The 23892-nt window shown below is 40.2% G+C and carries 24 protein-coding genes; all 24 read left to right on the top strand.

Annotated elements, in window-relative coordinates; translation table 11 throughout:
• Positions 1-149: 149 nt before the first annotated feature.
• The 24 genes from L1077_RS13095 to L1077_RS12980 all read left to right on the top strand — a co-directional run bounded on the left by L1077_RS13095 (position 150) and on the right by L1077_RS12980 (position 23860).
• On the top strand, positions 150-893 hold the full coding sequence (locus L1077_RS13095; RefSeq protein WP_237137241.1) for a cytidylyltransferase domain-containing protein: 744 nt from the start codon (positions 150-152) through the stop codon (positions 891-893).
• An 8-nt stretch (positions 894-901) separates the two neighbouring features.
• Positions 902-1966 carry an FkbM family methyltransferase gene (locus L1077_RS13090; RefSeq protein WP_237137240.1) on the top strand — a complete coding sequence of 355 codons (1065 nt, stop codon included), beginning with the start codon at positions 902-904 and terminating at the stop codon, positions 1964-1966.
• A 24-nt stretch (positions 1967-1990) separates the two neighbouring features.
• Positions 1991-2938, top strand: coding sequence for an NAD-dependent epimerase/dehydratase family protein (locus L1077_RS13085; protein WP_237137239.1), 948 nt, complete (start codon positions 1991-1993; stop codon positions 2936-2938).
• A complete protein-coding gene (locus L1077_RS13080; RefSeq protein WP_237137238.1) occupies positions 2935-3546 on the top strand; it encodes an SIS domain-containing protein in 612 nt (203 codons plus the stop codon). Before L1077_RS13085 ends, L1077_RS13080 begins: the two co-directional genes overlap by 4 nt.
• Positions 3539-4534 (top strand): GDP-mannose 4,6-dehydratase, encoded by a 996-nt coding sequence (locus L1077_RS13075; protein WP_237137237.1) that lies wholly within the window; start codon positions 3539-3541, stop codon positions 4532-4534. Before L1077_RS13080 ends, L1077_RS13075 begins: the two co-directional genes overlap by 8 nt.
• A 7-nt stretch (positions 4535-4541) precedes the next feature.
• Positions 4542-5204, top strand: coding sequence for a class I SAM-dependent methyltransferase (locus L1077_RS13070; RefSeq protein ID WP_237137236.1), 663 nt, complete (start codon positions 4542-4544; stop codon positions 5202-5204).
• An 8-nt stretch (positions 5205-5212) separates the two neighbouring features.
• On the top strand, positions 5213-6013 hold the full coding sequence (locus L1077_RS13065) for a transketolase (RefSeq protein WP_237137235.1): 801 nt from the start codon (positions 5213-5215) through the stop codon (positions 6011-6013).
• Positions 6010-6930, top strand: coding sequence for a transketolase family protein (locus tag L1077_RS13060; protein ID WP_237137234.1), 921 nt, complete (start codon positions 6010-6012; stop codon positions 6928-6930). The genes L1077_RS13065 and L1077_RS13060 overlap by 4 nt, the downstream gene beginning before the upstream one ends.
• Complete coding sequence (locus L1077_RS13055; protein WP_237137233.1) at positions 6927-7520, top strand: HAD family hydrolase; 594 nt, start codon at positions 6927-6929, stop codon at positions 7518-7520. The genes L1077_RS13060 and L1077_RS13055 overlap by 4 nt, the downstream gene beginning before the upstream one ends.
• The gene (locus tag L1077_RS13050; protein ID WP_237137232.1) at positions 7517-8527 is read left to right on the top strand and encodes an aminoglycoside phosphotransferase family protein; all 1011 of its coding nucleotides are present in this window, start codon (positions 7517-7519) and stop codon (positions 8525-8527) included. The genes L1077_RS13055 and L1077_RS13050 overlap by 4 nt, the downstream gene beginning before the upstream one ends.
• Before the next feature lie 57 nt (positions 8528-8584).
• Positions 8585-10414: a hypothetical protein gene (locus L1077_RS13045; protein ID WP_237137231.1), complete on the top strand. Its 1830-nt coding sequence runs from the start codon at positions 8585-8587 to the stop codon at positions 10412-10414.
• Positions 10411-11448: a zinc-binding dehydrogenase gene (locus L1077_RS13040; protein ID WP_237137230.1), complete on the top strand. Its 1038-nt coding sequence runs from the start codon at positions 10411-10413 to the stop codon at positions 11446-11448. The genes L1077_RS13045 and L1077_RS13040 overlap by 4 nt, the downstream gene beginning before the upstream one ends.
• 17 nt (positions 11449-11465) lie before the next feature.
• On the top strand, positions 11466-12434 hold the full coding sequence (locus tag L1077_RS13035; protein ID WP_237137229.1) for a radical SAM/SPASM domain-containing protein: 969 nt from the start codon (positions 11466-11468) through the stop codon (positions 12432-12434).
• Between the two features lie 2 nt (positions 12435-12436).
• Complete coding sequence (locus L1077_RS13030; RefSeq protein WP_237137228.1) at positions 12437-13597, top strand: FkbM family methyltransferase; 1161 nt, start codon at positions 12437-12439, stop codon at positions 13595-13597.
• 2 nt (positions 13598-13599) lie between these two features.
• A complete protein-coding gene (locus tag L1077_RS13025) occupies positions 13600-14883 on the top strand; it encodes a hypothetical protein (protein WP_237137227.1) in 1284 nt (427 codons plus the stop codon).
• Positions 14873-15643 carry an AAC(3) family N-acetyltransferase gene (locus L1077_RS13020; protein WP_237137226.1) on the top strand — a complete coding sequence of 257 codons (771 nt, stop codon included), beginning with the start codon at positions 14873-14875 and terminating at the stop codon, positions 15641-15643. The genes L1077_RS13025 and L1077_RS13020 overlap by 11 nt, the downstream gene beginning before the upstream one ends.
• 200 nt (positions 15644-15843) lie before the next feature.
• Positions 15844-16359 carry a WbuC family cupin fold metalloprotein gene (locus tag L1077_RS13015; RefSeq protein ID WP_237137225.1) on the top strand — a complete coding sequence of 172 codons (516 nt, stop codon included), beginning with the start codon at positions 15844-15846 and terminating at the stop codon, positions 16357-16359.
• Complete coding sequence (locus L1077_RS13010; RefSeq protein ID WP_237137224.1) at positions 16343-17290, top strand: Gfo/Idh/MocA family protein; 948 nt, start codon at positions 16343-16345, stop codon at positions 17288-17290. The genes L1077_RS13015 and L1077_RS13010 overlap by 17 nt, the downstream gene beginning before the upstream one ends.
• Positions 17287-18507, top strand: coding sequence for a DegT/DnrJ/EryC1/StrS family aminotransferase (locus L1077_RS13005; protein ID WP_237137223.1), 1221 nt, complete (start codon positions 17287-17289; stop codon positions 18505-18507). Before L1077_RS13010 ends, L1077_RS13005 begins: the two co-directional genes overlap by 4 nt.
• Positions 18508-18516: 9 nt before the next feature.
• Positions 18517-19797, top strand: coding sequence for a class I SAM-dependent methyltransferase (locus tag L1077_RS13000; RefSeq protein WP_237137222.1), 1281 nt, complete (start codon positions 18517-18519; stop codon positions 19795-19797).
• Entirely contained in the window at positions 19778-20839 is a 1062-nt protein-coding gene (locus L1077_RS12995) for a Gfo/Idh/MocA family protein (protein WP_237137221.1), read from the top strand. The genes L1077_RS13000 and L1077_RS12995 overlap by 20 nt, the downstream gene beginning before the upstream one ends.
• A complete protein-coding gene (locus tag L1077_RS12990; RefSeq protein ID WP_237137220.1) occupies positions 20818-21702 on the top strand; it encodes a sugar nucleotide-binding protein in 885 nt (294 codons plus the stop codon). Before L1077_RS12995 ends, L1077_RS12990 begins: the two co-directional genes overlap by 22 nt.
• Positions 21690-23153 (top strand): PfkB family carbohydrate kinase, encoded by a 1464-nt coding sequence (locus L1077_RS12985; RefSeq protein ID WP_237137219.1) that lies wholly within the window; start codon positions 21690-21692, stop codon positions 23151-23153. The genes L1077_RS12990 and L1077_RS12985 overlap by 13 nt, the downstream gene beginning before the upstream one ends.
• A gap of 2 nt (positions 23154-23155) precedes the next feature.
• Positions 23156-23860 (top strand): nucleotidyltransferase family protein, encoded by a 705-nt coding sequence (locus L1077_RS12980; protein ID WP_237137218.1) that lies wholly within the window; start codon positions 23156-23158, stop codon positions 23858-23860.
• The last annotated feature ends 32 nt before the right edge of the window (positions 23861-23892 follow it).

The following is a 23892-nucleotide window of genomic DNA, read 5'->3' as shown; positions in this document are numbered from 1 at the left end:
TAGGCATATAATACAAATTGCGTAGCAAATTTCACGCCGACAATTAACAATGGTACAAAAAGCGCCCAACGCCAATAAACTCAACGCACACAATCAATTTTTTATTCTGTATTTGAGTGTAATGATTTGCTATATTGAACGCAATTATAATGATAACAACGACTTCGATGGAAAACGTTCAGATCATCATTCAAGCTAGAATGACCTCAACTCGATTACCGGGCAAAGTATTGCTCCCTCTGTGTAATTCTACTGTACTACAGGTCATGTTAGACAGACTTGCAGAATTTAAAGAGCACATCATTATTGCAACCACCAATGATGGTTCTGAAGCCCCCATTGTTGAGCTATGTAAAGAGCAAAAAATAAAATATTACCAAGGTAGTACTGAAGATGTGTTGTCTCGATATTACGAAGCTGCGACACAATATGGTGCGATAGATGATACTACTATCGTACGCCTGACAAGTGACTGCCCCCTCATTGATCCACATTTAACCAAGCAAGTCATCGATGAGCATCAACGCTCTCAATTTGACGTGGTCAATTTAGGGCCACACAGTGGATACCCTAGAGGGTTAGATTGCACAGCGTTTTCATATCAGCTTTTAAAAAAGACCCATCAGCTTGCAACAAGCAAAGCGGACAGAGAACATGTCACACTCGGCATGGCTAAATTTAGCTCGATTGCCACTTATTCATTCGCAGAAGGTGAATCGCTGGAGCATTGGCGACTGACTTTGGATGAGCCTGATGATTACACCGCAATCAAAGCAATTTATGCACATTTTGGTAATAACCTCGACTTTTCCTACCCTGAGCTAAAAAAACAATTAAAGGAAAAGCCTACGCTTACCGATATAAATAAACATGTAAATCAGAAATCTGTTTAGGGGAACCAATGGAATACATTATTTATGGCGCCGGAGGAAATGGTAAAGCTGTTTTCGACGCTATGTCTAAACAGGGAGATAAAGTTTTATTTTTCATTGATTTGTACTCAAATGAAAAAGATTACAAAGGGGTCCCTATTTTTAAGCCTGATGAAGTCTCACCAAGCCAGCATCCTGTACTTATTTCGCTTTCGTGCTTAAGCCATGTTGTAAAAGCACAAATGATTGAGAAAGGATTTCAAAATTGCTACGACCTTAATGAGGTTATGTCCGAGTTTAGCCATATTTTCAACCATTTTTACGACGAAAATCATAAACAAACATTGCAGCAAAGTGAAATTCAGTGCGCTGAAAAATTAAACGCATTACATACTAAACTCGTCAATGCTCAGAGCAAAGACTGCCTTGCGAGAATTCGGGCATTTAGACAAAACCCAAGCCACACAACCTATCTCAAAAATGATTGGGAAACGCAATACTTTCCCAAGGAGTTGATGAGTAAAGGCTTGATTAAATCGCCTCTTAAAATGATTGATTGTGGCGCGTTTAATGGCGACACATTGCAACTAGCTGTAAATATTACAAAAAAATATAATATAGAATTTGACAGTATTGTCTGCTTTGAACCAGACCCAACGAACTATAAAAAGCTACAAAATCGCTTGAGAAATAGAGATGCGCACTATCCGCGCGTTTTCACTCAACCAGCTGGTGTATGGTCTAAAAACACCCAATTGGAATTTAGTTCATGTGGCGATCAAAGCAAAATTGTCGAAAATACAACATCTGAAATTAATAGCTTACAAGTCGCAAAAATAGATGATATTTGTTTTGGACTTGCCCCTAATTATATCAAGATGGATGTCGAAGGCGCTGAAATAGAAGCACTTAAAGGTGCTAGTGAGATTATTAGGCAGTTTAAGCCTAATCTAGCAATTTCAGTCTATCACGAACCTGAACACCTATGGCAGATTGCGGAGTTAATTGAACAACTCCATAGTGATTATCAATTTTACTTACATTCTCACGGCGATTTTTGCAATGAAATCGTCCTCTATGCAATTGCCGAATAGACCGTAATTTAAAGTAGAGAAAATATGACAGACAAAACAATTTTAGTCACCGGTGCAACGGGTTACAAAGGCACCGTACTCGTACCTAAGCTTTTGGATAAGGGCTATAAAGTAGTCGCGTTAGACACGCAATGGTTTGGCAATTTTTTACCTGCACACAAAAACCTTTCCGTGATAAAAGGGGATGTAAGGGACGCAAACAGTATTGATTTAAATGGTATTGACGCCATTATTCATTTGGCATCTATTGCTAATGACCCCTGTGGTGATCTCAACCCTAAACTAACATGGGAAGTCAGTGCCTTAGCTACCATGCAATTAGCTGACAAAGCTAAAAAATCTGGAATTAAGCAATTTATCTATGCGTCCTCTGGCAGTGTATACGGCGTTAAAGATGAAGAGCAAGTGACAGAAGATCTCTCATTAGAACCAATTTCTGAATACAACAAAACTAAAATGGTCGCGGAGCGTGTGTTACTGAGCTACACAGATGACATGGCGGTGCAAATTGTCAGACCTGCAACTGTATGTGGTCTATCAGATCGTATGCGTTTAGACGTCTCTGTCAATATGTTGACGATGCAAGCGCTTAAAAATAAAAAAATCACTGTGTTTGGTGGTGCGCAAGTACGTCCAAACATTCATATCGATGATATTACCGATCTTTACATCTATATGCTTGAAAACCCAGAAAAGACTTCTGGCATATTTAATGCTGGATTCGAGAATATCTCGATCATGGATATAGCAAAAATGGTACAAAGCAAGGTTGATTGTGAGATTGAAGTCACACCGTCTAACGACCCGCGCTGCTACAGAATAAATTCAGATAAGTTATTGGCGACTGGCTTTGCGCCAAAGAAAAATGTCAGTACCGCTATTAGCGAGATAATAGATGCATTTGAAAATGGTCAACTTGAAGATCAAGACCGTTTCTACAACCTAAAATGGATGCAACGAGAAGTATTATGAGCAACAAACAAGGTGCAGTTTCTGAGCTGCCAATAGCACATCCAGCAGAGTCCATTACAGCGGACTATACAACGACATTAAGTCAGGTACTCACTCAACTGGACGGTAAACAAGTCGCTCAGCTCGTAGATACCTTGCTCGATATGAAAGCGCATAACGGCACCTTATTTATCTGCGGAAATGGCGGTTCAGCTGCAAACGCCATTCACCTTGCTAATGACTTTACTTTTGGTATACACCCTCAAGGCAACGCTCTAAAAGTAGAAGCGCTCGCTGCAAACAGTTCAATTTTAACCTGTCTAGGCAATGACATTGGCTATCAAAATATTTTTAGCCACCAGCTCAAAGTCAAAGCAAACAAGCACGATGTACTGTTAGTGTTATCTGGCAGTGGTAATTCTGAAAACATCATAAACGCCATTGCACAAGCACAAGTACTCGGTATGACCACGGTCGGGATATTAGGCTTTAAAGGCGGTACAGCCAAGCCGATGCTCGATCAGGCTTTTCATTTTGATGTACAAGATATGCAAATATCTGAAGATACCCAAGTGATCATCGGGCACATACTTATGAAAGCACTTTATCAGGAACTTAAAGATGTCTGATTCTCCTATTTTAGTACTTGGTAGCAATTCTTTTTCAGGCGCTTCTTTTTGTGCACATATGCTTAAAAAAGAGCAGCCTGTCATCGCTGCCAGTCGCTCAAAAGAGCCACATAATGCCCTGCTCCCTTACCGTTGGGTTGAACAAAAAAATAACCTTGATTTTCATCAACTTGATTTAAACCATCATCTCGATGAAATCATTGCTTTGGTTGAAAAGCATAAGATAAAACATATATATAACTTTGCAGCACAAAGTATGGTTGGACAAAGCTGGGATTACCCTGAACACTGGTTTATGACAAACTGCGTGTCTACCGTACAATTACACAACCGCCTGCGACATATTGATCACTTAGACAAGTACATTCATATCTCGACGCCAGAGGTCTACGGTAGCTGCGAAGGATTGGTGCCTGAACACCGCAATTACAATCCCAGTACACCTTATGCTGTTTCCAGAGCTGCTGCAGATATGAGCTTACATACCTTTTTTGATGTACATAACTTCCCTGTGTTATACACACGGGCAGCGAATGTGTATGGTGAAGGACAGCAGTTGTATCGCATTATTCCTCGCACCATTTTATTTGCGCTACTAGGCAAAACATTACCATTGCATGGTGGTGGCCATTCTACCCGCTCATTCATTCACATCGACGATGTATCAGCAGCGACTCACTCAATTGCTCAGCAAGGGCAGCTAGGTGACATCTATCATATTTCAACCGAGCGCACCATTTCCATCCGTGCACTTGTTGAGTTGATCTGTGACATGTTACAAGTCCCATTTGAGCAAGTGTGCCAAGTGACAGAAGACCGCCTAGGAAAAGATGCAGCATACTTATTAGATGCAACCAAGTTGCGTGAGCAACTTAATTGGCAAGACCAAGTGTCACTCGAAAATGGACTTGAACGTACCATTGGCTGGGTTAAAACACACCTTGATGATTTAAAAAATCTACCAGATTCATATATTCATAAACCGTGAGAAAGCTATGCTAGGACAAGAAATAGACCTATTAAAAAACTACCCAAAGTCTAAGCGAGACACTAAAGGCCGAGCCAACGTCATTACCGAAGCCGACAGAGAGATTGCAAGGCAATATGGTAAAGACTTTTTCGACGGTGACCGCACTTATGGTTATGGCGGATTCAGTTACTTCTCACGCTTTTGGCAACCGGTTGTACCAGACTTACAAGCTCATTTTGGCTTATCCGCACAAAGCCGCCTGCTAGACGTTGGCTGTGCTAAAGGATTCATGCTCTACGATTTACAGCAATTAATCCCTGGCATACAGCTACAAGGCTTAGATATATCTGAGTATGCTCTTGAGCATGCAAAAGAAGAAGTTAAAGACATATTGACTCAGGGTAACGCAAAATCTCTGCCCTACGAAGACAATAGCTTCGATGTGGTGATGTCGATTAATACTATCCATAACTTAGATGAGCAAGAATGTGCATTAGCACTGAAGGAAATCGAACGAGTAAGTCGAGGTAAATCATTTATTACTGTAGATGCTTACCGCAACGATGAAGAAAAAGAGCGTATGCTGGAGTGGGCATTAACAGCCAAAACCATCATGCATGTAGATGATTGGAAACAATTTTTCCAAGATAACGGCTACACTGGCGATTTCTATTGGTTTATTCCGTAAAGTAAATTATGAATCTTGAAACTATAGCGGCAAAAATGAGACATACATTATGTGATGTCTCTAGCCAGACTAAAACCCCCCACTTAGGCAGCTGCTTATCCTGCGTTGATATTTTAGCCACGCTCTACTGGCGCGTTTTAAATATTGACCCCAGCATGCCCAATGCCAGTGATCGTGATTACTTCTTATTAGGGAAAGGTCACGCAGCCAGCGCCCTTTATACAGCACTTGCTTACCGTGGCTTTTTTGACATTCAGGCTCTGTACGAGCATGGGCAAACAGGCAGCCAATTTGAAGAACACCCGGGTATCAATGCCCCCGCTGGTGTTGAAACGGTATCAGGATCGTTAGGACACGCACTTTCCCTCGCAGCAGGTATGGCACTGAGCACAAAGCTTCAGCAAAAAGAGAATCGTTTTTATGTTTTAATGGGAGATGGCGAGCTCAATGAAGGCACTGTGTGGGAAGCTGCTATGTTTGCAGCTGGGAAAAAGCTTGATAACTTGGTCGCAATTGTAGACTTCAATAAGCTTCAAGGTACTGGGAAAAGCTGCGATATCATGCACTTAGAACCATTGGAAGAAAAGTGGCGCGCTTTTGGTTGGCACACCATTCGTATTAATGGTCACGATTTAAATAGCTTGCAAAATGCTTTTGAACAGGCAAAGCAATACTCTCAACCAGTCTGTATTGTGGCGGATACCATTAAAGGTAAAGGCGTATCCTTTATGGAAAATGACAACAACTGGCACTACCGAATTCCAAAAGCTGATGAAGTAGATATGGCGAAAAAGGAGCTTGGACTATGAGAAATGCCTTTGCAAGGGTCCTAACCGAACTGGCGAAAGACGACCAACGATTACTGCTTTTTTATGCTGATATCGGTAACAGACTATTTAATCCATTAAAAGAGTTTGCATCAGACCGCACTGTTAATGCGGGCATCGCGGAAGCAAATATGGCATCTATGGCTGCAGGCAGTGCCATGATGGGGCACAAGCCTTTTATATATACCATCACGCCGTTTACCACTGCGCGTAACTTTGAACAAATAAAGATTGATATTGCCTACCAGAACCAACCTGTGATCATCGTTGGGACAGGGTCTGGACTATCGTACGCAAATTTGGGCCCAACCCATCATTCATTTGAAGATATCGCATTGATGCGCTCCCTACCAAACATGAATATTGTTTGCCCAGCGGATGCACAAGAGCTCGAAATTTTAATGCCTCAGCTTATTGAGCTCAATCAACCATGCTACTTTAGGATCGGTAAGAAAAACGAACCAAGTGTCCATGACGCTGAACCAGCTTTAAAATTTGGTCAGGCACATACTATGGTCGCTGGTGAAAAGGTAACTATCTTAGCGACTGGAACGATTATGCCACTCGCGCAAGCGCTGCATTATGAATTATCAGCAAAAGGAATTAACGCTGAACTAGTAAGTTTTCATACTGTGAAGCCTCTAGATGAAGACTACCTAACTTCAGCATCAGCTCGCTTTGATCACATTGTTACTCTCGAAGAGCACAATGTTAATGGTGGCTTTGGTAGCGCAGTACTAGAGTATGTATCAGATCACACGGCAGCGGTTAGAGTTCATCGTTTTGGTATACCCGATTTCTTTATTGACCAAGTGCACTCACCAGAGGATGCCCGTATCAAAGCAGGTTTAACCGTTAGTAACATATTAAATAAACTTGTTCACAGAGGATTGCTATGATTATTGGGATTGATTTTGATAATACAATAGCGGACTACACAGGTGTTTTCTATGATGTTGCATTAAAGTTAGACTGGATCCCCGAATCCACAGGACGATCCAAAACAGAAGTTAAGAGTTATTTTATAATTAGTGACAATGAGCGAAAGTGGACCGAGCTACAAGGTATTGTATACGGTAAAGAAATTGATCAAGCTCGCCCATATACTGACTGCCTGCAAGTCCTTGAACAATGGCATGCAAAAGGTCATACTTTGAAACTCATTTCACACAAAACACGCTATCCAATTATTGGCGAGCCTGTAGACTTTCATCATGCTGCAACTAATTGGCTAAAGAGCAATGGTTTTATAGGTTCAAATGGCGCGCCCTTTTCTGAGTCTGACCTAAACTTTAACGAGACAAAAGAAGAAAAGTTATTATGTATTGATAAACTAAATTGTGATTTATTTATCGATGATTTAGAGTCAATTTTTAATCATAAACTATTTCCTGCTCGCTGTAGAAAAGTCTTATTTAATAATAATTCTAACAACAAAGAAGGTTTAACTCACATTACCAAGTGGTCTGATATCCCTGAGGTAATATGATAAGTGAAGCAATAAGACTGTGGTTGAAACAGACATTAGAAACCGATGAACTGACTATAACTACATTAAGTGGTGGTGCTAATAATCGCGGCTATCAAGTTGCATCTCACCAAGGGAGTTGGTTTTTAAAATCATTCTCCCCTCACCATACACAATCAACTAATAAACTTACGAATGAATTCAGCTTCTCACAGCACCTATGGAACAACGGAGTCAAATCTATACCTGAACCCATTGCTTCTTGCAAACAGAATTATGTAAGTCTATTTAAATTTACACAAGGGGATAGCATCGAATGCTCTTCACCTAAATTAGTCTCAGATGCACTTCAATTTATTGAAAGAATTAATGATATTCCGTTAGATAATAAAAGTTTAAATGTAGCCTCAGAGAGCCCTTCGAGCCTTATTGGTTTTCATACCATAATAGAAAGACGCCTCGCCAGATTTAAGGCAACTGAAAACAGTAAATGTTTAAAAGAGCTGCTAGAAAAAATCCAAAACAGGGCTGATAAAGTACGTTGCCTATTACCCGAAAATGCGGGAGTAAAGCTAGAAAGAAATATCTTATCCCCCTCAGACTTTGGCTTTCATAACGCAATGAAAACTAAACAAGGGCTAGTTTTTTTCGATTTTGAATATGCTGGCATGGATACAAGCTGGAAACTCTTATGCGATTTTTTTTCACAGCCCGCCGTTCCTATTGAGATGAATTCTCTGAAGTTATTTTTTGATAGCCAATTATTTCAACATATTCCTATTCAACGAAATATCTTCTTAACAACATTAGAACTTACTCATTTAAAGTGGTGTTTAATTATGTTAAACGAGTTTATTGACGATATACAAACACGTCGAAAATTCTCTTGGAACAAAAGTTGCATAACATATGATGAACTTGAGGAAGTAAAGTCAAAACAGCTAGCTAAGAGTCAAAAATACTTTGAATCAATCGCAGCGAGAATTGAATCTGCAAGCACCTTTTGTGACTTAAGCGCGGTTAAATAAATAATTAGGTTTAGTACCATTAAAAAAAACTAACCTAATGAAATAGTGAGGATTATCATGTCTCAAATAACGACGAGATTTGAAGTTGTCTATCGAGAAAATAATTTATCAGACAACGATTATTACGTTTACGGATCTGGAGGCGGGAGCTTAGATATTCTGCAATTTATTGAAGAAAATGGCTTAAGAGCGCCAATTGCAGTGATAGATCGCGAAGCGAAGAAAACACCGATAGATGTACTAAATGCTTATGAATTGAAAAATGTAGACCACCCTGTGGTAGTGTCTTCTATTTCATTTTATGGTGAGATAAAGCATGCACTCGTTAAGCATAATGAGCAGTTCAAATCTAAGCTAATTCCCTTAATGCCCTACAGTGAAAACGTAACAAACCGGCTTTATATCTCTGAATCTGCTTGGAATGAATATCAGTCTCTCTCAGAATCGGCATACAGAGGCATACATAATTGGAACGGCTCCCAATTACAAAATCAAGGGTTCTATATTTCTAAATCTGGTGAAGACTTTGCTCATGGCTTTCGCTTACTCTGTGAAAAACTACCAGAGCAAGTACAATTGATTGACTCAAGTCAGTATGACTTTGACTATTTTTCCAATGCCCTAGGCGAACAAAACACAGATTTAAAACGCCTTGAAGTAACGCCTGCCGCTCAACTGGCGATTGAAGATTTCTTGGAAAAGCACTACGAGGAAATTGCTCAGCAATTAGGTAGTCATTGGAAAGTTGTTAATTGCCGCATCACTAAGCTCGCTAAAGTGTTAAATTCTAATGTGGGGTCAAACAAACTTCATTTGGACAATATGCCTAAACCAGTGAAAAAGATCCTACTATATATAACGCCCCCTTCTGCTGATACAGGTTCTACTATGATACAACTCGAAGATGGGAGCCAAATAACCGTTGAAGGTGAAGCTGGGACTTTTTTACTCTTCCAAAACAGCCGTCTTCAGCACAGAGGCCTATCCACCGATAAACTTAATAGATTGGTTTGTGAACTCACCATAGCAACGAATCAATACAAAGACACGCAAGTTCGTACAGTAGGCTTGGTTTCAGAATATCCTTATAAGCCTTGGCAACGGTGTGGTGCTTACAAAGTTAACCTTGGTGGAGGTGCTAACTTTAATGGTGAAAACTGGATTTGTTACGATGAATGCGATGGGGCTAATATCCAACCTATTAGCTTTACTCCAAAAACGATTTTACCCAATTTGGATAACTCATGTAGCCTCGTATATTCTTCACACTTTTTTGAACATATTGATCATGAAACACTGACAAACTTACTAACAGAAAGCTGGCGGATCCTTCAACCAGATGGTGACCTATTGATCAAAATCCCTGATTTTGACTCTGCTAGGACTGCAGGTTTAAATGGTAACATGCAGTATTTCAATCAATTCTCACAATCAAAAGAGCTACTTAAAAACTGGCAAAAACATGGTGTTGATCCTAAGTGTGCTTTATCACATGCCGCGAATGTAATTACTAGTTTCTGGAATTCAGATTATGGTCATCTATACAAAGATCAAGCATCTGCTCGTTCTGGGTATTGTGGACCTGTGAGGCTAACTAGTGAAGAATATGCCGAGATCTTTAAGATAGAGTCCATAAACGAAATTTCGAAAATCTTGACGCAAAAAGTACGCGACAGCGAAAAAGACTTCCAATTTAATCATCAAAATGCGTGGACCAAATTAGAGTTTATAAATTTAGTATCTAGTTTTGGCTTTGAATTAGTTTCAACAAGCTATGAATTGATAGAGTATGCATTTCCGGACGTACCTGACTTCGAAGCACACAAACCAATTAGTAACTATTATTATTTCAAAAAAATAGCCAATACCAACAAGGGGAAATCATGAAAGCAGCCGTTTTATTCAATACTGGTGAACCTTTAGAGATCATTGATGGTATTGAAATGCCTCCGCTTACACGAGGACAAGTTCAAGTTAAGTTATTATATAGCGGTCTCTGCCACTCACAGCTGATGGAGGTCCAAGGCGGCAGAGGCGAAGATAAGTACTTACCTCATTTACTTGGCCATGAGGGTGTTGGTATTGTAGAAAAAATTGGTGACGGGGTGACCAAGATTAAAGCCGGTGATAAAGTCGTGGTTGGCTGGATCCAAGGGGAAGGGCTAAATGCACCAGGCGGAAAATACCCCCATAAAGATTATTTAATAAATTCAGGCAGCGCTACCACCTTATGTGAGAACTCCATTGTTGCAGAAAACAGGCTTGTGAAATTACCCACCAGCTTTCCCGACAAACTTGCGGTACTATTAGGCTGTGCTCTACCAACAGGCCTAGGATTAGTATTCAACGAACTAAAACCCGAAAAAGAAAGAACAATTGCCATTTTTGGTCTTGGCGGCATTGGTATGAGTGCATTGCTGGCGGCAAAACTCAGTGAGCCTACTAAATTAATTGCAGTGGATGTAAATGAAGAGAAATTATCTTTAGCAAAACAGCTTGGTGCTACCCACACTGTTAATGCAAGTAAAATAGATGCAGTAAAAGCAGTTCTCGATATTACTGATGGTGTTGGTGTTGACTATAGCTTAGAAGCAGGTGGAACTGTAAGAACCATTGAGCAAGCATTTGAATCTGTCAAAGATGGTGGCGGACAATGTGTATTTGCCTCACACCCTAGTAACGAGCTAAAAATTTCTTTAGAGCCACATGCCTTTCATCGTGGCAAATCTATTCGCGGTAGTTGGGGCGGTGGTAGTAACCCTGATAAAGATATTCCAAAATTCGTAGAGCTATATCAGCAAGGCCAACTGAACTTGGAAGCATTGCTAACCCATAGCTATGAATTAGAAGATATAAATCAAGCACTTCAAGACTTACATAACAAAAAAATTGTGAGAGCTCTGATTAAGATTGCGCAATAGCAACTTAGGAGATGCAAATGAGTACATACAAATTACCCCTCGAGCCATACCCAAGTAGGGTTTTGATGGATTTAAGCTCAGACTGTAACCTGAAATGTCCTATGTGTGTTGTGCATGGCAGCACAGATGACCCCAAAGTTAACGCAATCATCAAAAAGCACATGAAGGTTACTGATGCCAAGCAAATTCTAGATGAAATAGAAGGTCATACCAAGACCATTGGCCCTGGCCTTTGGAGCGAACCGTTAATGGGCCGTGATATTTTAATGCACTTGCGCAGCATGAAGCGCAGGGGGTTCACAATTTCAATGAACTCCAACGGCCTGCTTATGAATAAAAAAATGGCATCGTCACTGGTAGAGATTGATGTTGACAGCATTACAGTCAGCGTTGATGCAACCACGAATGAAACATTGAGTAAAATTCGCGGTGTTGAGAAACTTGAAAAAATTGAGGCGCATGTAAAGCAGTTGCTGGCAATCAGAGGTGATAATCCAAGCCCTCGAATTGGCGTATCCTTTACTAAGCAACCTGAAAATGTCCATGAAGTTCAGGACTTCATAGACAAATGGGTCGAAATTACTGATTTTGTGCGCATTGGTGAAATATTTGAAGATGGAAAATTTCCACACATTGATATAAACCACGAGCAGAGAAAACCTTGTGCCGAGCTCTATGAAACAATGTCTATCCATACTAATGGTGATGTCTCTATTTGCTGCCTTGACGGTTTTAAAGATGTTGTCGTGGGGAACGTCGTAGAAACCAGTGTTAAAGAGGTCTGGCAAGGTGAGGCGATGACAAAAATACGTGAGCATCATGAAAATGGCGAATGGGATAAAGTTCCATTTTGTAAAAACTGCGATCGCTGGGCATCAAATATCTTTGAAGAAAAACAAGAAGGCAACCTGCTTATTAGGACATCAGCCGAATTCACTTTTTACAATCGATTGGACAGATTAAACTCTTGGAAAAAATGTAGGTAGATATGGACAACACTTCTTATCTAGAAAAATTAATTAAAGTCATTGAAGGTAAAGACGTTGAACAGCTTCGTGATTCTCAACGCTGTAAGCATATTGATCTCAATACTTTAATAAATCAGCCCATCACAATCGTTGGTGCTGCTGATGAAGGAGTTAGACTCCTCACTATCTTTAATTCTCTTCAAGCGTCTGATGTGCGCATTGTTGACATGAATGAAGAAAAAGTAGGAACTGAAGTACTCGCAGACAAATACATCAAGCAATTTTGCGCTGAAAATATCGTCAATCGACACGTTATTCTTGCCACACACCGTACTTACCGCGTCTATATTAAGTGCAAAGAGCTTAAAGCAGCCTCTGTAAGCACATTTATGCACCTTCAAGCTTTATACCCTGAAAGCTTTGAGCCGCACTTTTTTCATAAAGATATGCTAGAAACTCTAGTAGATAATATATCTTCTTTAAAAACTCTAAAGTCTAACCTTGCAGATGACGTGTCTGTTGGTGTGCTTGCATCGTGCTTAGATTATCGCTTAAATGGCGACCCCACCGTTATGGGAGATTTTATAGATTGGGACCTATATCTTCCGACCAATATTGATTTATCGCCTTTCGCACATAGCTATGTTGATTGTGGTTCTTTTGATGGAGACAGTGTCGCTATACACTTAAGCCGTTATAAAAATACCGTCAAACAAGTTTATGCATTTGAACCAGATCCGAATACATTTGATCGTCTCAAAGACAACATGTCAGCTTACCAGCAAGTACAATGCATAAATAAGGGTGTTGGGGATAAAGTTACTAAGTTAAATTTTTCCGCCAATAATGAACGAGCTTCACTATTTTCAGAGTCAGGTGAACTGAGCATTGATATTACTTCGCTAGATGCTGAATTAGAAAATGCTGCCCCCTCATTTATTAAAATGAACATTGAGGCGTTCGAACCACAGGCAATTGAAGGAGCACGAGGTATTATCAATAAAAATACTCCTTTGTTAGCTATATCAGCTTACCACCAGCCTGAGCATCTATACTCTCTACAATTTCAGATAGAAAGTGTTGCACCTAACAAGTATGACTTTTATTTAAGGCAACATGATGGCGGTCTTGTTGAGACCGTACTCTATGCAGTGCCAAAATCATCACAAGGTCATATCTAAGCATGAATACATCTTACATCGTGCTCTATGGCATAAATAGCGTCACCGATCTGCTACTTAAGCAATATCCAAACGCATTATTAGCGACAACAAATGGCGGTGAAAACTATAATGGTAGACGTGTTTACAGCCTTAATGAACTTGCACGTAAAGAAAAACAAAGTATTGAAAAAATCATTATTTGTTCTATGTTTGTCGATGATATTGCCAATTCATTAGTTGAGACTGGCTTTGAGCTAGACAAAATTGAATTTTATAATATTACGTACAGCCAAGTTATGCGCTGCATTGACACCATCAGGAAAGACAATAAACCAGAGCAAATATTGCATGTCGTTTATGACCTTAGTGTAAATCTCCCATGCTTCGATGCATTGAGCTTTGCAGCAGTAGCTGAAGCGCACAGAGTTAAGCTAGGTCTAAAACATATTCACTTTTATATACTATCCCCTGAAGTGAATAAGGAGAAGCTTTCATTCTCTGCACACTACTCTCAGAGTGAAATAAACTGGCGCATTGCCAATATAGTCAGGCCAATTTTCGAAAGCTTCTCTTCCTATATTGGCACAACAGATATTACTCACCGAGACGAACTGTATCACTTCATTGGGTCCAAAGAGCATGTGTTCCCTTCTTCAATATTGTCTGAAGGGACGGGAAAAGCATATGGTTTGCTTAAATTAGAAACATACTATGATGCTGGAATACCATTACCCGAGCTGACAGTACCTTATTCAGCCCAAGTTATGGTAGATAAATTACTACAGAGTGAAGAAGCCTTTGGGAAAAAACTAATTACGCTAACGCTTCGTAATACAACGACACACCCTGAGAGAAACTCCCCTATTACTCCTTGGTTGGAGTTTATTGAAACACTCGACAAAGAACAATATTTCCCCATTGTAATCAGGGATACATCCGAGTGCTTAAGCCCCAGCCCACTCTCACACCTTGCCTTAGAGCTACCGGCGGCTTCTGTTAGTTTTCATTTAAGAATTGCACTATACAATTCGGCATATATAAATTTGAGCTCATCAGGTGGCCCAAGTTTTGCCTATTATTTCCTGAAAAACTGCTCTTCTATAAGGTATTCTCCAATTGACGATAGTCATTTTGCAACATCAAAAGCAACCCTAGAAAGAGCTGGCTTTAAAATAGGTCAAGAACAATTTTTCGCGCAAAATGGTACTCATCAAATACCGTATGATGTAGAAACCACTGAATCTATTTGCTCTTATTTCAATCAGCAATGTGTAATTTTGGAGCGCCAAATTGATGAGATTTAATAATTGGTTAGAAGACGCCTTGTTCCGTCCTATGAGCGTAAACCGCCAAAGCACTGTAATGGTTCACAGTGCCTTCACACAGTTAAGTAGGCAAGATGTGCAAGCAGAGTCATTGTGCCAATTTCTAACACGTTACTTTTGCGAAGGTAACGTGATAATGCCAACCATGACATGGCGTACAGTTAACAAAAACAACTGTGCTTTTGATGAAAAGGCAACGCCCTCTCATACGGGTGTACTCACTGAGATATTTAGGACACAGTTTGCGACCCACCGTAGCCTGCACCCTACTCACTCTGTCGCAGCGCTAGGTGTTGATGCTCAATACCTCACCCATTCTCATCATTTAGACTCTGGCCCTTGCTCAACAAGAAGTCCCTATGGCCTTATCGAAAGCTCCGATTTGAAAAGTTCTTCTTTTATTCTGTTAATTGGGGTTGCGCTGGAAAGTTGCACCTATATTCACTTATTTGAGGAAATCTATAATCCTGATGCTTTTCTTGTTGATGACGACACGCCCTATTCACTGAAAAGTAAATCAGGCGAAACCCATGTTTATACGTTAAAGCGCCACACTAAACGAACTCGGGATTTTCATCAGTTTGGTAAGAAATTGGCCAATATCGGTGGTATTAAAATGTCTCAATATGGTGACTGTGATATCACATTAGTGAATGTTGAAAAGTTATCACAGGTATTGCATGAAGAATTTAACAAGTCACCACATGCAACCTTCTGTAATCACTCTTATCAAATGTAAAACATAGGGCGCACGATAAGCACTTAACTATATTCAACAAGGCAAAAAGTGATGTTGGCTTAGCGTGTTCTATAAGAAACACATCATTACCGATATCTAAAAGTAATTTAAGTCACAATTGAAGTTAAGTAAGGTGCTTAATCAAACTCAATAGGAAATATTTTTGGTACTCTGAGTACATTTGATAAAGACGATATAAAATGATTAACGCAAAACAAATTGATGAGCCAATAATACAACTTTCTTCGCAACACCTTTGTGAATTGAAACAGCTCGCAAAAAATTCTGAAATTGGGCGGTTTAGATTTTGTCTACACAAAGATCACGAAGCTGCGATTCAAGAAATGATTATTTGTCTATACGGGGATAATTACTTTGCACCACATCGCCACCCAGAAGGTGTTATAGAATCGTATCATATGATTGAAGGCGCAATGGATGTTTACACTTTTAATGACGAGGGAAGTGTTATTGGTTGTAGCGCATTGTCTGCTTTAAGCCATTCCTCTACTGAAGAAAATAGCTTTTTCCATAAAGTTACGACACCCATATACCATACTGTGGTGCCAAGAACAGAATACGTTTTATATCATGAAGTGCTCAGCGGCCCTTGGCTCCCTGAACATACCAGCCAAGTGGCGCCTTTTGCACCTGATAGCTCAGATGACCAAGCCATCAAAAAATTTGTCGAGAACTTGAATGCATTTAAAAAGTAAAGATACATTAAAAATTGCAGTAGTTGGTGTAGGCCGATGGGGAAAGAACGTCGTTAGAACAATACGCGAAGAAATGCCTAACGTTCGCCTTACTCATATTGTCACAAGTAACCCTGCGGTTAGAGTAAAATACGAGAATGAGTTGACTGTATTTAAAAGTTGGTCGACCTTACTAGAACATAGAAACGAGTTTGACTGTATTGTGGCTGCGCTTCCGCCTGATATTAACTTTTCTCTCGCGAAAGATGTCTTACCATTGGGGATCCCGCTGTTTATTGAGAAGCCTTTGGCGATGAGCCATAACATTGCTCAACAATTACTAGACTTAGCGAAACAGCATAACAGTATCATTCAAGTCAATCATATCGACTTATACAACCCTGCTGTTAACGAAATTCAATCTCGCTTAGATAATAGTAATATTCACATCAAAGGGGCTATTGGCGCAGCATACCCACACCATGCTGTAATGACACCACTTTGGGAGTATTCCCCACATTTCATAGCTGCAGCACTGACAATCATCTCTGGGTCTCTAATTTCTCTTAAGGCAAACTACTTGCCGATCCCAGAAGATCTAAAAGATGATGAAAAAAGAGAAGTTGTAAAATTAAAACTGAGTTTTAGTGATGGCTCACATGCAGAAATTTGTGCTGGTAACGGTATGCCCGAAAAAACGCGATGGCTACACATTCAGCAAAACCAAAATCAGTACCTGTTTAAAGATCGTGCTGAAGTTCCATTAACAATTAATGGGCAAAAAATAAATATTGATACTCGCCTCCCATTGACTAAATCTTTGCTGCATTTTGCCGATAAGGTAAATAATCAAGATACTGATCTACAGGACTTTATTAGTGCTATAGAAGTTATTAAAATTCTTGAACTAGCAGATAAATCCTTAGCACAAGGGCAACCTATTAAATTATGAGTACAGCAAAAAGCACCTTAGCATTATATGGTGGAACTCCTATAATTGAATCAAGCTTTCCTCCACGAAAAGCATTTGGTAAAAATGAAGAAAAAGCAATTCTTGAGGTATTAGATTTTTATCGAGAAAAAGGGGAAGACCCATGTTATAGGGGCCCGTTTGAGCAACAACTCTGCGCTTCATTTTCTGATTATATGGGCGGAGGGTATACAGTTGCTGTCGCTACTGGTACTGCTTCAGTTTACGTTGCACTAGCCGCATTGGAACTGCCAAAAGGCAGCGAAGTAATAATATCACCAGTAACCGATGCGGGCCCGCTGAGTTCTATTATCATGCAACAAATGGTCCCTGTCGTTGCTGATTCAGAGCCGAACAGCTTCAATACAAGCTGGCAGCAAATTGAGAAAAAAATTACCGACAGAACCAGCTGTATCATGTTAGTGCACTGCGCAGGTCTACCAACGGACGTCGACGTTATTGCCAGAGAGGCCAAAAAAAGAGGGATTAAAGTGCTCGAGGATTGTGCTCAAGCACCAGGGGCAAGCCTGAATGAGAAACTCGTCGGTAGCTATGGTGATATCATGGCAACCTCAACAATGTATCGTAAAAATATAGCCGCTCCTGGCAGTGGTGGATTGGTATTCTGTAAAGACGAAACTCTGTATCAAAAGGTACTTGCCCACTCTGATCGCGGTAAACCTTTATGGTCTGAAGACTATATAGAACGAGACCCATCTCAACACTTGTTCCCTGCGCTCAACTGGAACACCAATGACTTTAGTTGTGCTGTCGCACTCTCATCTTTAAAACGTTTGCCGCAGACCATTGCTAAAAGAAATGCCTTTATGGAAGCAATCCAAGCGCGCTTAAATGAACAGTCACAAGTATGCAGCATAGCACCGTGGCATGGTACCCCGTCAGTTTTTTACATTCAGGTTTTACTCGATGTTGAAAAAATTGCTCAGAGAAAGGATGAGTACTGCCAAGCCCTCATAGCAGAAGGAGTACCAATGAACCCGAATTATAAATTTTTGATCTCTGATTGGAATTGGTCACATGAATATTTCAACACGCCTACTGAGACACCCAATGCAACCAGTGCCCGTGACCGTTCTTTTAACCTTTATGTTAACGAAAACTATGACGAATCACATGTGAATGCTATCGTCGAAGCTATTTTGAAAGTAGATCAATACTTTACAACTTTTACATCTTAAGTGAATGATATGAAAGCAGAACAACATCAATTAACGACAAAACGAGAGAACTGTAGACTATGCTTAAGCGAAAATGTGCCCGTGGCAATTCCTTTTGCCGCTACGCCTTTAGCTGAAAAATATGTTTCTGATCCTAGCAGCCCTCGAGCACCAGCTTTACCTGTTGATCTATATATTTGCAACGATTGTGGCCATGTCCAAATCCTCGATGTTGTTGACCCAACTTATTTGTGGGCTGACTACACCTACCATTCTGGGCAAACAAAAGGCATTGTCGATCACTTCAAAGAGGTGTCTGAAATGATACTGGATCTATATGGTCCGTTTGATAAGCAATTCGCCATTGATGTGGGAAGTAACGATGGCACTTTTTTAAAGTGTTTTAAACAAAAAGGCTTCAAAGTTTTAGGTATTGATCCCGCCACGGCTATCGCAGAAAAAGCGACCCGTGAAGGTGTAGAGACAATTGCCGATCTAATGACGGAAGAAAAAGGTACGTTCATTAGCGAGCAATATGGTACAGCCGATTTGGTGACGGCATTTAATGTGTTTGCACATGCAGATGAAATGATTGACCTACTTAAGGGCATTACTAAAGTGTTGAGTAAAGATGGACTCTTTGTTTTTGAAGTGTCCTATTTGAAAGACATAATAGATAAAATGCTGATTGGTACCATCTTCCATGAACACCTGTGTAATCATTCACTACAGCCACTAGTCAAATTTTTGGCCGCTGAGGGACTTGAAGTGATTCATGTTGAGCATGTTTCTATTCAAGGTGGTTCTATCATCGGATTTGCTCAGCATAAAGGGGCGCTAAGACAAGCACAGCCATCAGTTGCAGCAATGATAGCGAATGAAGAATCTGCCAACCTTCACTCCATGGAATCAATGAACTCGTTCGTCGAAAGACTAAATGCTATGAAACAAGAAGTAAAAGCAATAGCAGGCTCGGCCTTAGCTAATAATGGTGTAATTGCCGGTTATGGGGCCGCACGCAGCGGTCCAATGCTTGTAACACAATTTGAGCTAGGTAGCCAAATTAGTGAAATTTACGATGATCACCCTCAGAAAATTGGCAAATATACACCAGGCGATCATATTTTAGTTAAAGCAACCTCTGAACTCAGTGAAACACAGCCCAATTTAGTCGTAATTTTAGCTTGGATACATGCTAAAGCAATCGTCAAAAAACATATTGACTACCTTGAAAGTGGCGGAAAATTTTTAACATTAACGCCAAAAGTGCAAGTAATTACCAAAGAGAACTATGCAGAATTTATCGCCTAAAATAAAACTTGGCTTTGTCGGTGCTGGCTTTATTGGCCAAGTTGCACATATCGAGAATTATGCACAACTTGAAGAGTGTGAACTAAAAGCGATTGCTGATTTACGCCCCGTACTGCGTGAGGAAGTAGCCGATAAGTTTGCTATCAAACAACGCTATGAGTCCCATAAAGAGCTTTTAGACAATGCAGATATTGATGCAATTGTCATTGTAACAGCTCGTGTTCATACTGCGGATGTAGTAAGAGACTGTTTACTTGCAGGTAAGCATGTATTCAGTGAGAAACCTATGGCAGGTAACAGTTTAATTGCCGCAGAGTTGGTTGAACTGGCGGCACAAAAAAACTTAGTGTACTGTGTTGGCTATATGAAACGACATGATCTTGGAGTCATCAAAGCAAAACAGTTATTTGATCAAGTGATGGCGAACAAGTCGTTGGGTAACTTGCTACAAGTCAGTGCACAATGCTATATGGGCGACAGCTATTGTAAAGCAGCAGGTTATATCCACGGCCAAGAACAACGACCCCAAATGCAAGATGAAGCATTGTTTGCTCCTGACTGGCTAAGGGATGAACACAAATCGTTATTTGCTCGTTATGTTAACGTGCATTCGCATTTGCTAAACTTAATCCGTCATTTTTTAAATACAACACCACGCGTTGAGTACTTCAACTATTTATCCCCGTTGGCACATACATGTGTAATGCGCACCGAATCACAGCTCATCGTATTAGAAACTGGCGAAGTAAATCAAAAAGACTGGCAAGAGAAATGTACTTTCATCTTCGAACTAGGCCAGCTCATCATTACCTTACCTCCTGCACTGTTACGTAATGTGCCAGCTCATATAGAGCTACGCAAGCATGGTGAAGTATCTGAAAATACTCACTTCCAAGTAGAGTGGTCTTGGTCATTTAAAAATCAAGCAAATGCATTTATTAAGGATGTTAAAAACAAAAACACTGACAGTACAATAAGTGCGCAACAAGCTTTGACCGATATTCAGTTAGCAGAGGCAATATGGAAAAAACTCAGCAATTAACACCGATAGTGTTTGGCGCAAGTGGCCTACTCGGTGGTCACTTGTTCCAGCATTTCTCTAAACAAGACCCCAACACATTAGGGACCTATGGCAAACACCCTGCTACTGGTTTACAACACTTTGATTTAGAGACATCATCATTAGATGACCTGCAACTCGATCACAACCTTAATTATGTTGCTATAATTTGTGCTTCGTTGACAAACATTGCCCAGATTAATGCTGCCCCCGAGAAAACAGCCAATATTAACGTGCATGCAACCATTCGCTTAATTAAATCTCTGTTTGACCAAAAAATCCCTATTGTATTTATTTCGACAGATAATGTCTTTCCTGGAACACAAGGCAATTATTGTGACAGAAACCATGATGCAGCTGTATCTGAATATGGTATTCAAAAGCGCAAAGTAGAGTCACAGCTGATGTCAATAACAGATAGCGCTGCCTGTGTACTTCGTTTGGCAAAAATTATCGGGAACAAGCCAAATGATGGGACCTTGCTAAATGATATCGCTAATCAGCTCACCTCTGGTGAGACTGTCAGAGCGGCTTCAGATTTAATATTTAATCCGACAGCAATTGAAGATATTGTTAAGGCTGTTGATTTCATTGTTAAACAAAGAGCTCAGGGCACTTATAACTTTTGCAATCCACAACCATATAGTCGACTGGAGTTAACGTATCTAATGGCCAAGGCGTTAGATAAAAACGCGAATAAAATTGAGCCCATTTTATTCTCTGAATTAGATCCATCTGGTAAGCGTCCACTAAACACCAGCATGATTAACTCGACACTATTTGCAGACTTTAACTTCAAATCAATTGCTGCATGTATTGAGGAACAAGTTGTATGGCAGAGATAAATATTACTCCTAGATGCGTCATTGTTCAGGGTAACTTTGATGTGTTGCATCCCGGCCATATACGACTGCTAAGCTTTGCCCGTAATTGTGGTGATAAGTTGATCGTTGCAGTCAACACAGATCAAGCAATGGCTGTTAAAAGTAGGATCAATGAAACTCACCGCCTTGAAATGGTCAGCTCTCTTGAATGTGTAGATGAAGCTTTTTTAACGTCTGAATCTCCACAATGCATCGTTGAAAAGTATAAGCCTTATGCGATTGTGAAAGGCAAAGAATTTGAAAGTCGACACAATCTTGAACTTGAAATGCTCAACCAATATGGCGGGAAGTTGATTTTTGGTTCAGGTGAATATGAAACAATTGCAGAGCAATATATTCGTAAAGCGAACAACCTAACACATAACTTTGATTATTCCGAAGCAGCAGCATTTGCTCACCGACATAATATTACGCATAGTAAGCTGCGTAATGTGATGAGTCAGACTCAAGCGTTAAAGGTCATAGTGATTGGCGAGGTAATTGTAGATGAGTATGTACAAGGAACAGCCGTTGGTATGTCTCAAGAGGACCCAACAATTGTCATGACTCCAAACAAAACGGAAAAGTTTTTAGGTGGAGCAGCTATAACGGCAGGACATATCAAAGCTCTCGGAGCTCGAACAGTCTCGTTGTTCTCAGTTGTAGGTAATGACAACACGGGTACTTATGTCAAAGAAAATATCAATCTGTACAACTTAGATGCAAACCTTTTTACAGATACCACACGGCCAACCCCCTTAAAGACAAGATACCGTGCTTCCAGTAAAACCTTGCTGAGAGTCAATCAAGTTAGACAGCACAAGATATCCAAAGAGCTACAAACCGAAATCTTACAGCAATTAAAAACTGCAACTTTAGATGCTGACTTACTGGTATTCTCTGATTTTAACTATGGTGTTTTACCACAATCATTTGTCGAAAGTATTGCTAAACTATGTAAGGAAAATAACGTTAAAATAGTTGCTGATAGTCAAACATCCTCTCAAGTTGGGGATATTTCGCGCTATCATGATATGGATTTGATCACGCCGACAGAAAGAGAGGTCAGAGTTGCATTAAATAACCCAGACGATGGTTTAGTCATATTGGCAGATAAATTAGCAACCTGTTCAAATCCAAGAAATTTGGTCATTACATTAGGTGAAGAAGGCATCTTTATCCATATTCCAAATCGAAAAACAGGTGGATGGGAAAACGACAGGCTCCCAGCATTAAACTCTAATGCAATTGATCCGGCAGGCGCGGGCGATTGCTTTTTAGCAGCAAGTTCATTGGCTCTTGTTGCTGGTGCCAGTTCATGGGAAGCCTTTTATTTAGGCAGTTTGGCAGCTGCTTGCCAAGTTTCTTCATTAGGAAATGTGCCACTTTCAATCGACGTATTCGAAAAAGCAATTTCAGAGTCATTCCATTAGATATGAAAGCTATTTTACTTGCAGCGGGTCTTGGGACCCGCCTAAAACCAATTACAGACTCACTTCCCAAGTGCTTAGTACCAATTCATGACCAACCGCTGCTCGGATTATGGATTGACAAGCTCGCCGCCTTAGGGATACAAGAAATCTTAATCAACACTCATTACTTTAATGAGCAAGTGGAGCAGTATATTGATTCCCACCCCCACAAGGCTTTTATAAAACTAGTCTACGAACCGAAACTGTTAGGGACCGCGGGCACCTTAATTCAAAATAGAACGTTTTGGCAAGGTGATGAATGTTTAGTAATACATGCCGACAACTACTGCCAAAGCAATTTGCAAAGTATGCTAAAGACACATCAAAACCGTGATAAAAATACTGATTTGACACTGCTACTATTTGAAACTCCGACACCACATAGCTGTGGTATCGTAAAATTAAACGAGCATCAAGTTGTCACTGAGTTTCATGAGAAAGTTACAAACCCTCCAGGCAATCTCGCCAGTGGCGCCTTATTTCTATTTTCCTCGAGTGTATTTGATAACTACTTCTCAACGTTAAAGGTAGGGGAACACTACGAATTAAGCACTGACATTGTCCCTAAAATGGTCAATCGGATCCAAGGCTGGCAAGTAGATGGTCATTACCTAGATATAGGCACACCTGAAAGCTATGGCCAAGCGTTGAAGATAAGCAAAACATAAACAAGACTTAAAGGGATAACTAGCATAAATCT

It is taken from the genome of Pseudoalteromonas luteoviolacea (assembly GCF_021654285.1).
Lineage (GTDB): Bacteria > Pseudomonadota > Gammaproteobacteria > Enterobacterales > Alteromonadaceae > Pseudoalteromonas > Pseudoalteromonas luteoviolacea_J.
The sequence above is the reverse complement of the archived record's forward strand: the minus strand, read 5'-3'. Positions and strand labels throughout refer to the sequence as shown.

Coding starts and splice junctions, on each gene's coding strand:
- L1077_RS13095 (WP_237137241.1), top strand. CDS start 150: ATGATAACAACGACTTCGATGGAAAACGTTCAGATCATCATTCAAGCT.
- L1077_RS13090 (WP_237137240.1), top strand. CDS start 902: ATGGAATACATTATTTATGGCGCCGGAGGAAATGGTAAAGCTGTTTTC.
- L1077_RS13085 (WP_237137239.1), top strand. CDS start 1,991: ATGACAGACAAAACAATTTTAGTCACCGGTGCAACGGGTTACAAAGGC.
- L1077_RS13080 (WP_237137238.1), top strand. CDS start 2,935: ATGAGCAACAAACAAGGTGCAGTTTCTGAGCTGCCAATAGCACATCCA.
- L1077_RS13075 (WP_237137237.1), top strand. CDS start 3,539: ATGTCTGATTCTCCTATTTTAGTACTTGGTAGCAATTCTTTTTCAGGC.
- L1077_RS13070 (WP_237137236.1), top strand. CDS start 4,542: ATGCTAGGACAAGAAATAGACCTATTAAAAAACTACCCAAAGTCTAAG.
- L1077_RS13065 (WP_237137235.1), top strand. CDS start 5,213: ATGAATCTTGAAACTATAGCGGCAAAAATGAGACATACATTATGTGAT.
- L1077_RS13060 (WP_237137234.1), top strand. CDS start 6,010: ATGAGAAATGCCTTTGCAAGGGTCCTAACCGAACTGGCGAAAGACGAC.
- L1077_RS13055 (WP_237137233.1), top strand. CDS start 6,927: ATGATTATTGGGATTGATTTTGATAATACAATAGCGGACTACACAGGT.
- L1077_RS13050 (WP_237137232.1), top strand. CDS start 7,517: ATGATAAGTGAAGCAATAAGACTGTGGTTGAAACAGACATTAGAAACC.
- L1077_RS13045 (WP_237137231.1), top strand. CDS start 8,585: ATGTCTCAAATAACGACGAGATTTGAAGTTGTCTATCGAGAAAATAAT.
- L1077_RS13040 (WP_237137230.1), top strand. CDS start 10,411: ATGAAAGCAGCCGTTTTATTCAATACTGGTGAACCTTTAGAGATCATT.
- L1077_RS13035 (WP_237137229.1), top strand. CDS start 11,466: ATGAGTACATACAAATTACCCCTCGAGCCATACCCAAGTAGGGTTTTG.
- L1077_RS13030 (WP_237137228.1), top strand. CDS start 12,437: ATGGACAACACTTCTTATCTAGAAAAATTAATTAAAGTCATTGAAGGT.
- L1077_RS13025 (WP_237137227.1), top strand. CDS start 13,600: ATGAATACATCTTACATCGTGCTCTATGGCATAAATAGCGTCACCGAT.
- L1077_RS13020 (WP_237137226.1), top strand. CDS start 14,873: ATGAGATTTAATAATTGGTTAGAAGACGCCTTGTTCCGTCCTATGAGC.
- L1077_RS13015 (WP_237137225.1), top strand. CDS start 15,844: ATGATTAACGCAAAACAAATTGATGAGCCAATAATACAACTTTCTTCG.
- L1077_RS13010 (WP_237137224.1), top strand. CDS start 16,343: ATGCATTTAAAAAGTAAAGATACATTAAAAATTGCAGTAGTTGGTGTA.
- L1077_RS13005 (WP_237137223.1), top strand. CDS start 17,287: ATGAGTACAGCAAAAAGCACCTTAGCATTATATGGTGGAACTCCTATA.
- L1077_RS13000 (WP_237137222.1), top strand. CDS start 18,517: ATGAAAGCAGAACAACATCAATTAACGACAAAACGAGAGAACTGTAGA.
- L1077_RS12995 (WP_237137221.1), top strand. CDS start 19,778: ATGCAGAATTTATCGCCTAAAATAAAACTTGGCTTTGTCGGTGCTGGC.
- L1077_RS12990 (WP_237137220.1), top strand. CDS start 20,818: ATGGAAAAAACTCAGCAATTAACACCGATAGTGTTTGGCGCAAGTGGC.
- L1077_RS12985 (WP_237137219.1), top strand. CDS start 21,690: ATGGCAGAGATAAATATTACTCCTAGATGCGTCATTGTTCAGGGTAAC.
- L1077_RS12980 (WP_237137218.1), top strand. CDS start 23,156: ATGAAAGCTATTTTACTTGCAGCGGGTCTTGGGACCCGCCTAAAACCA.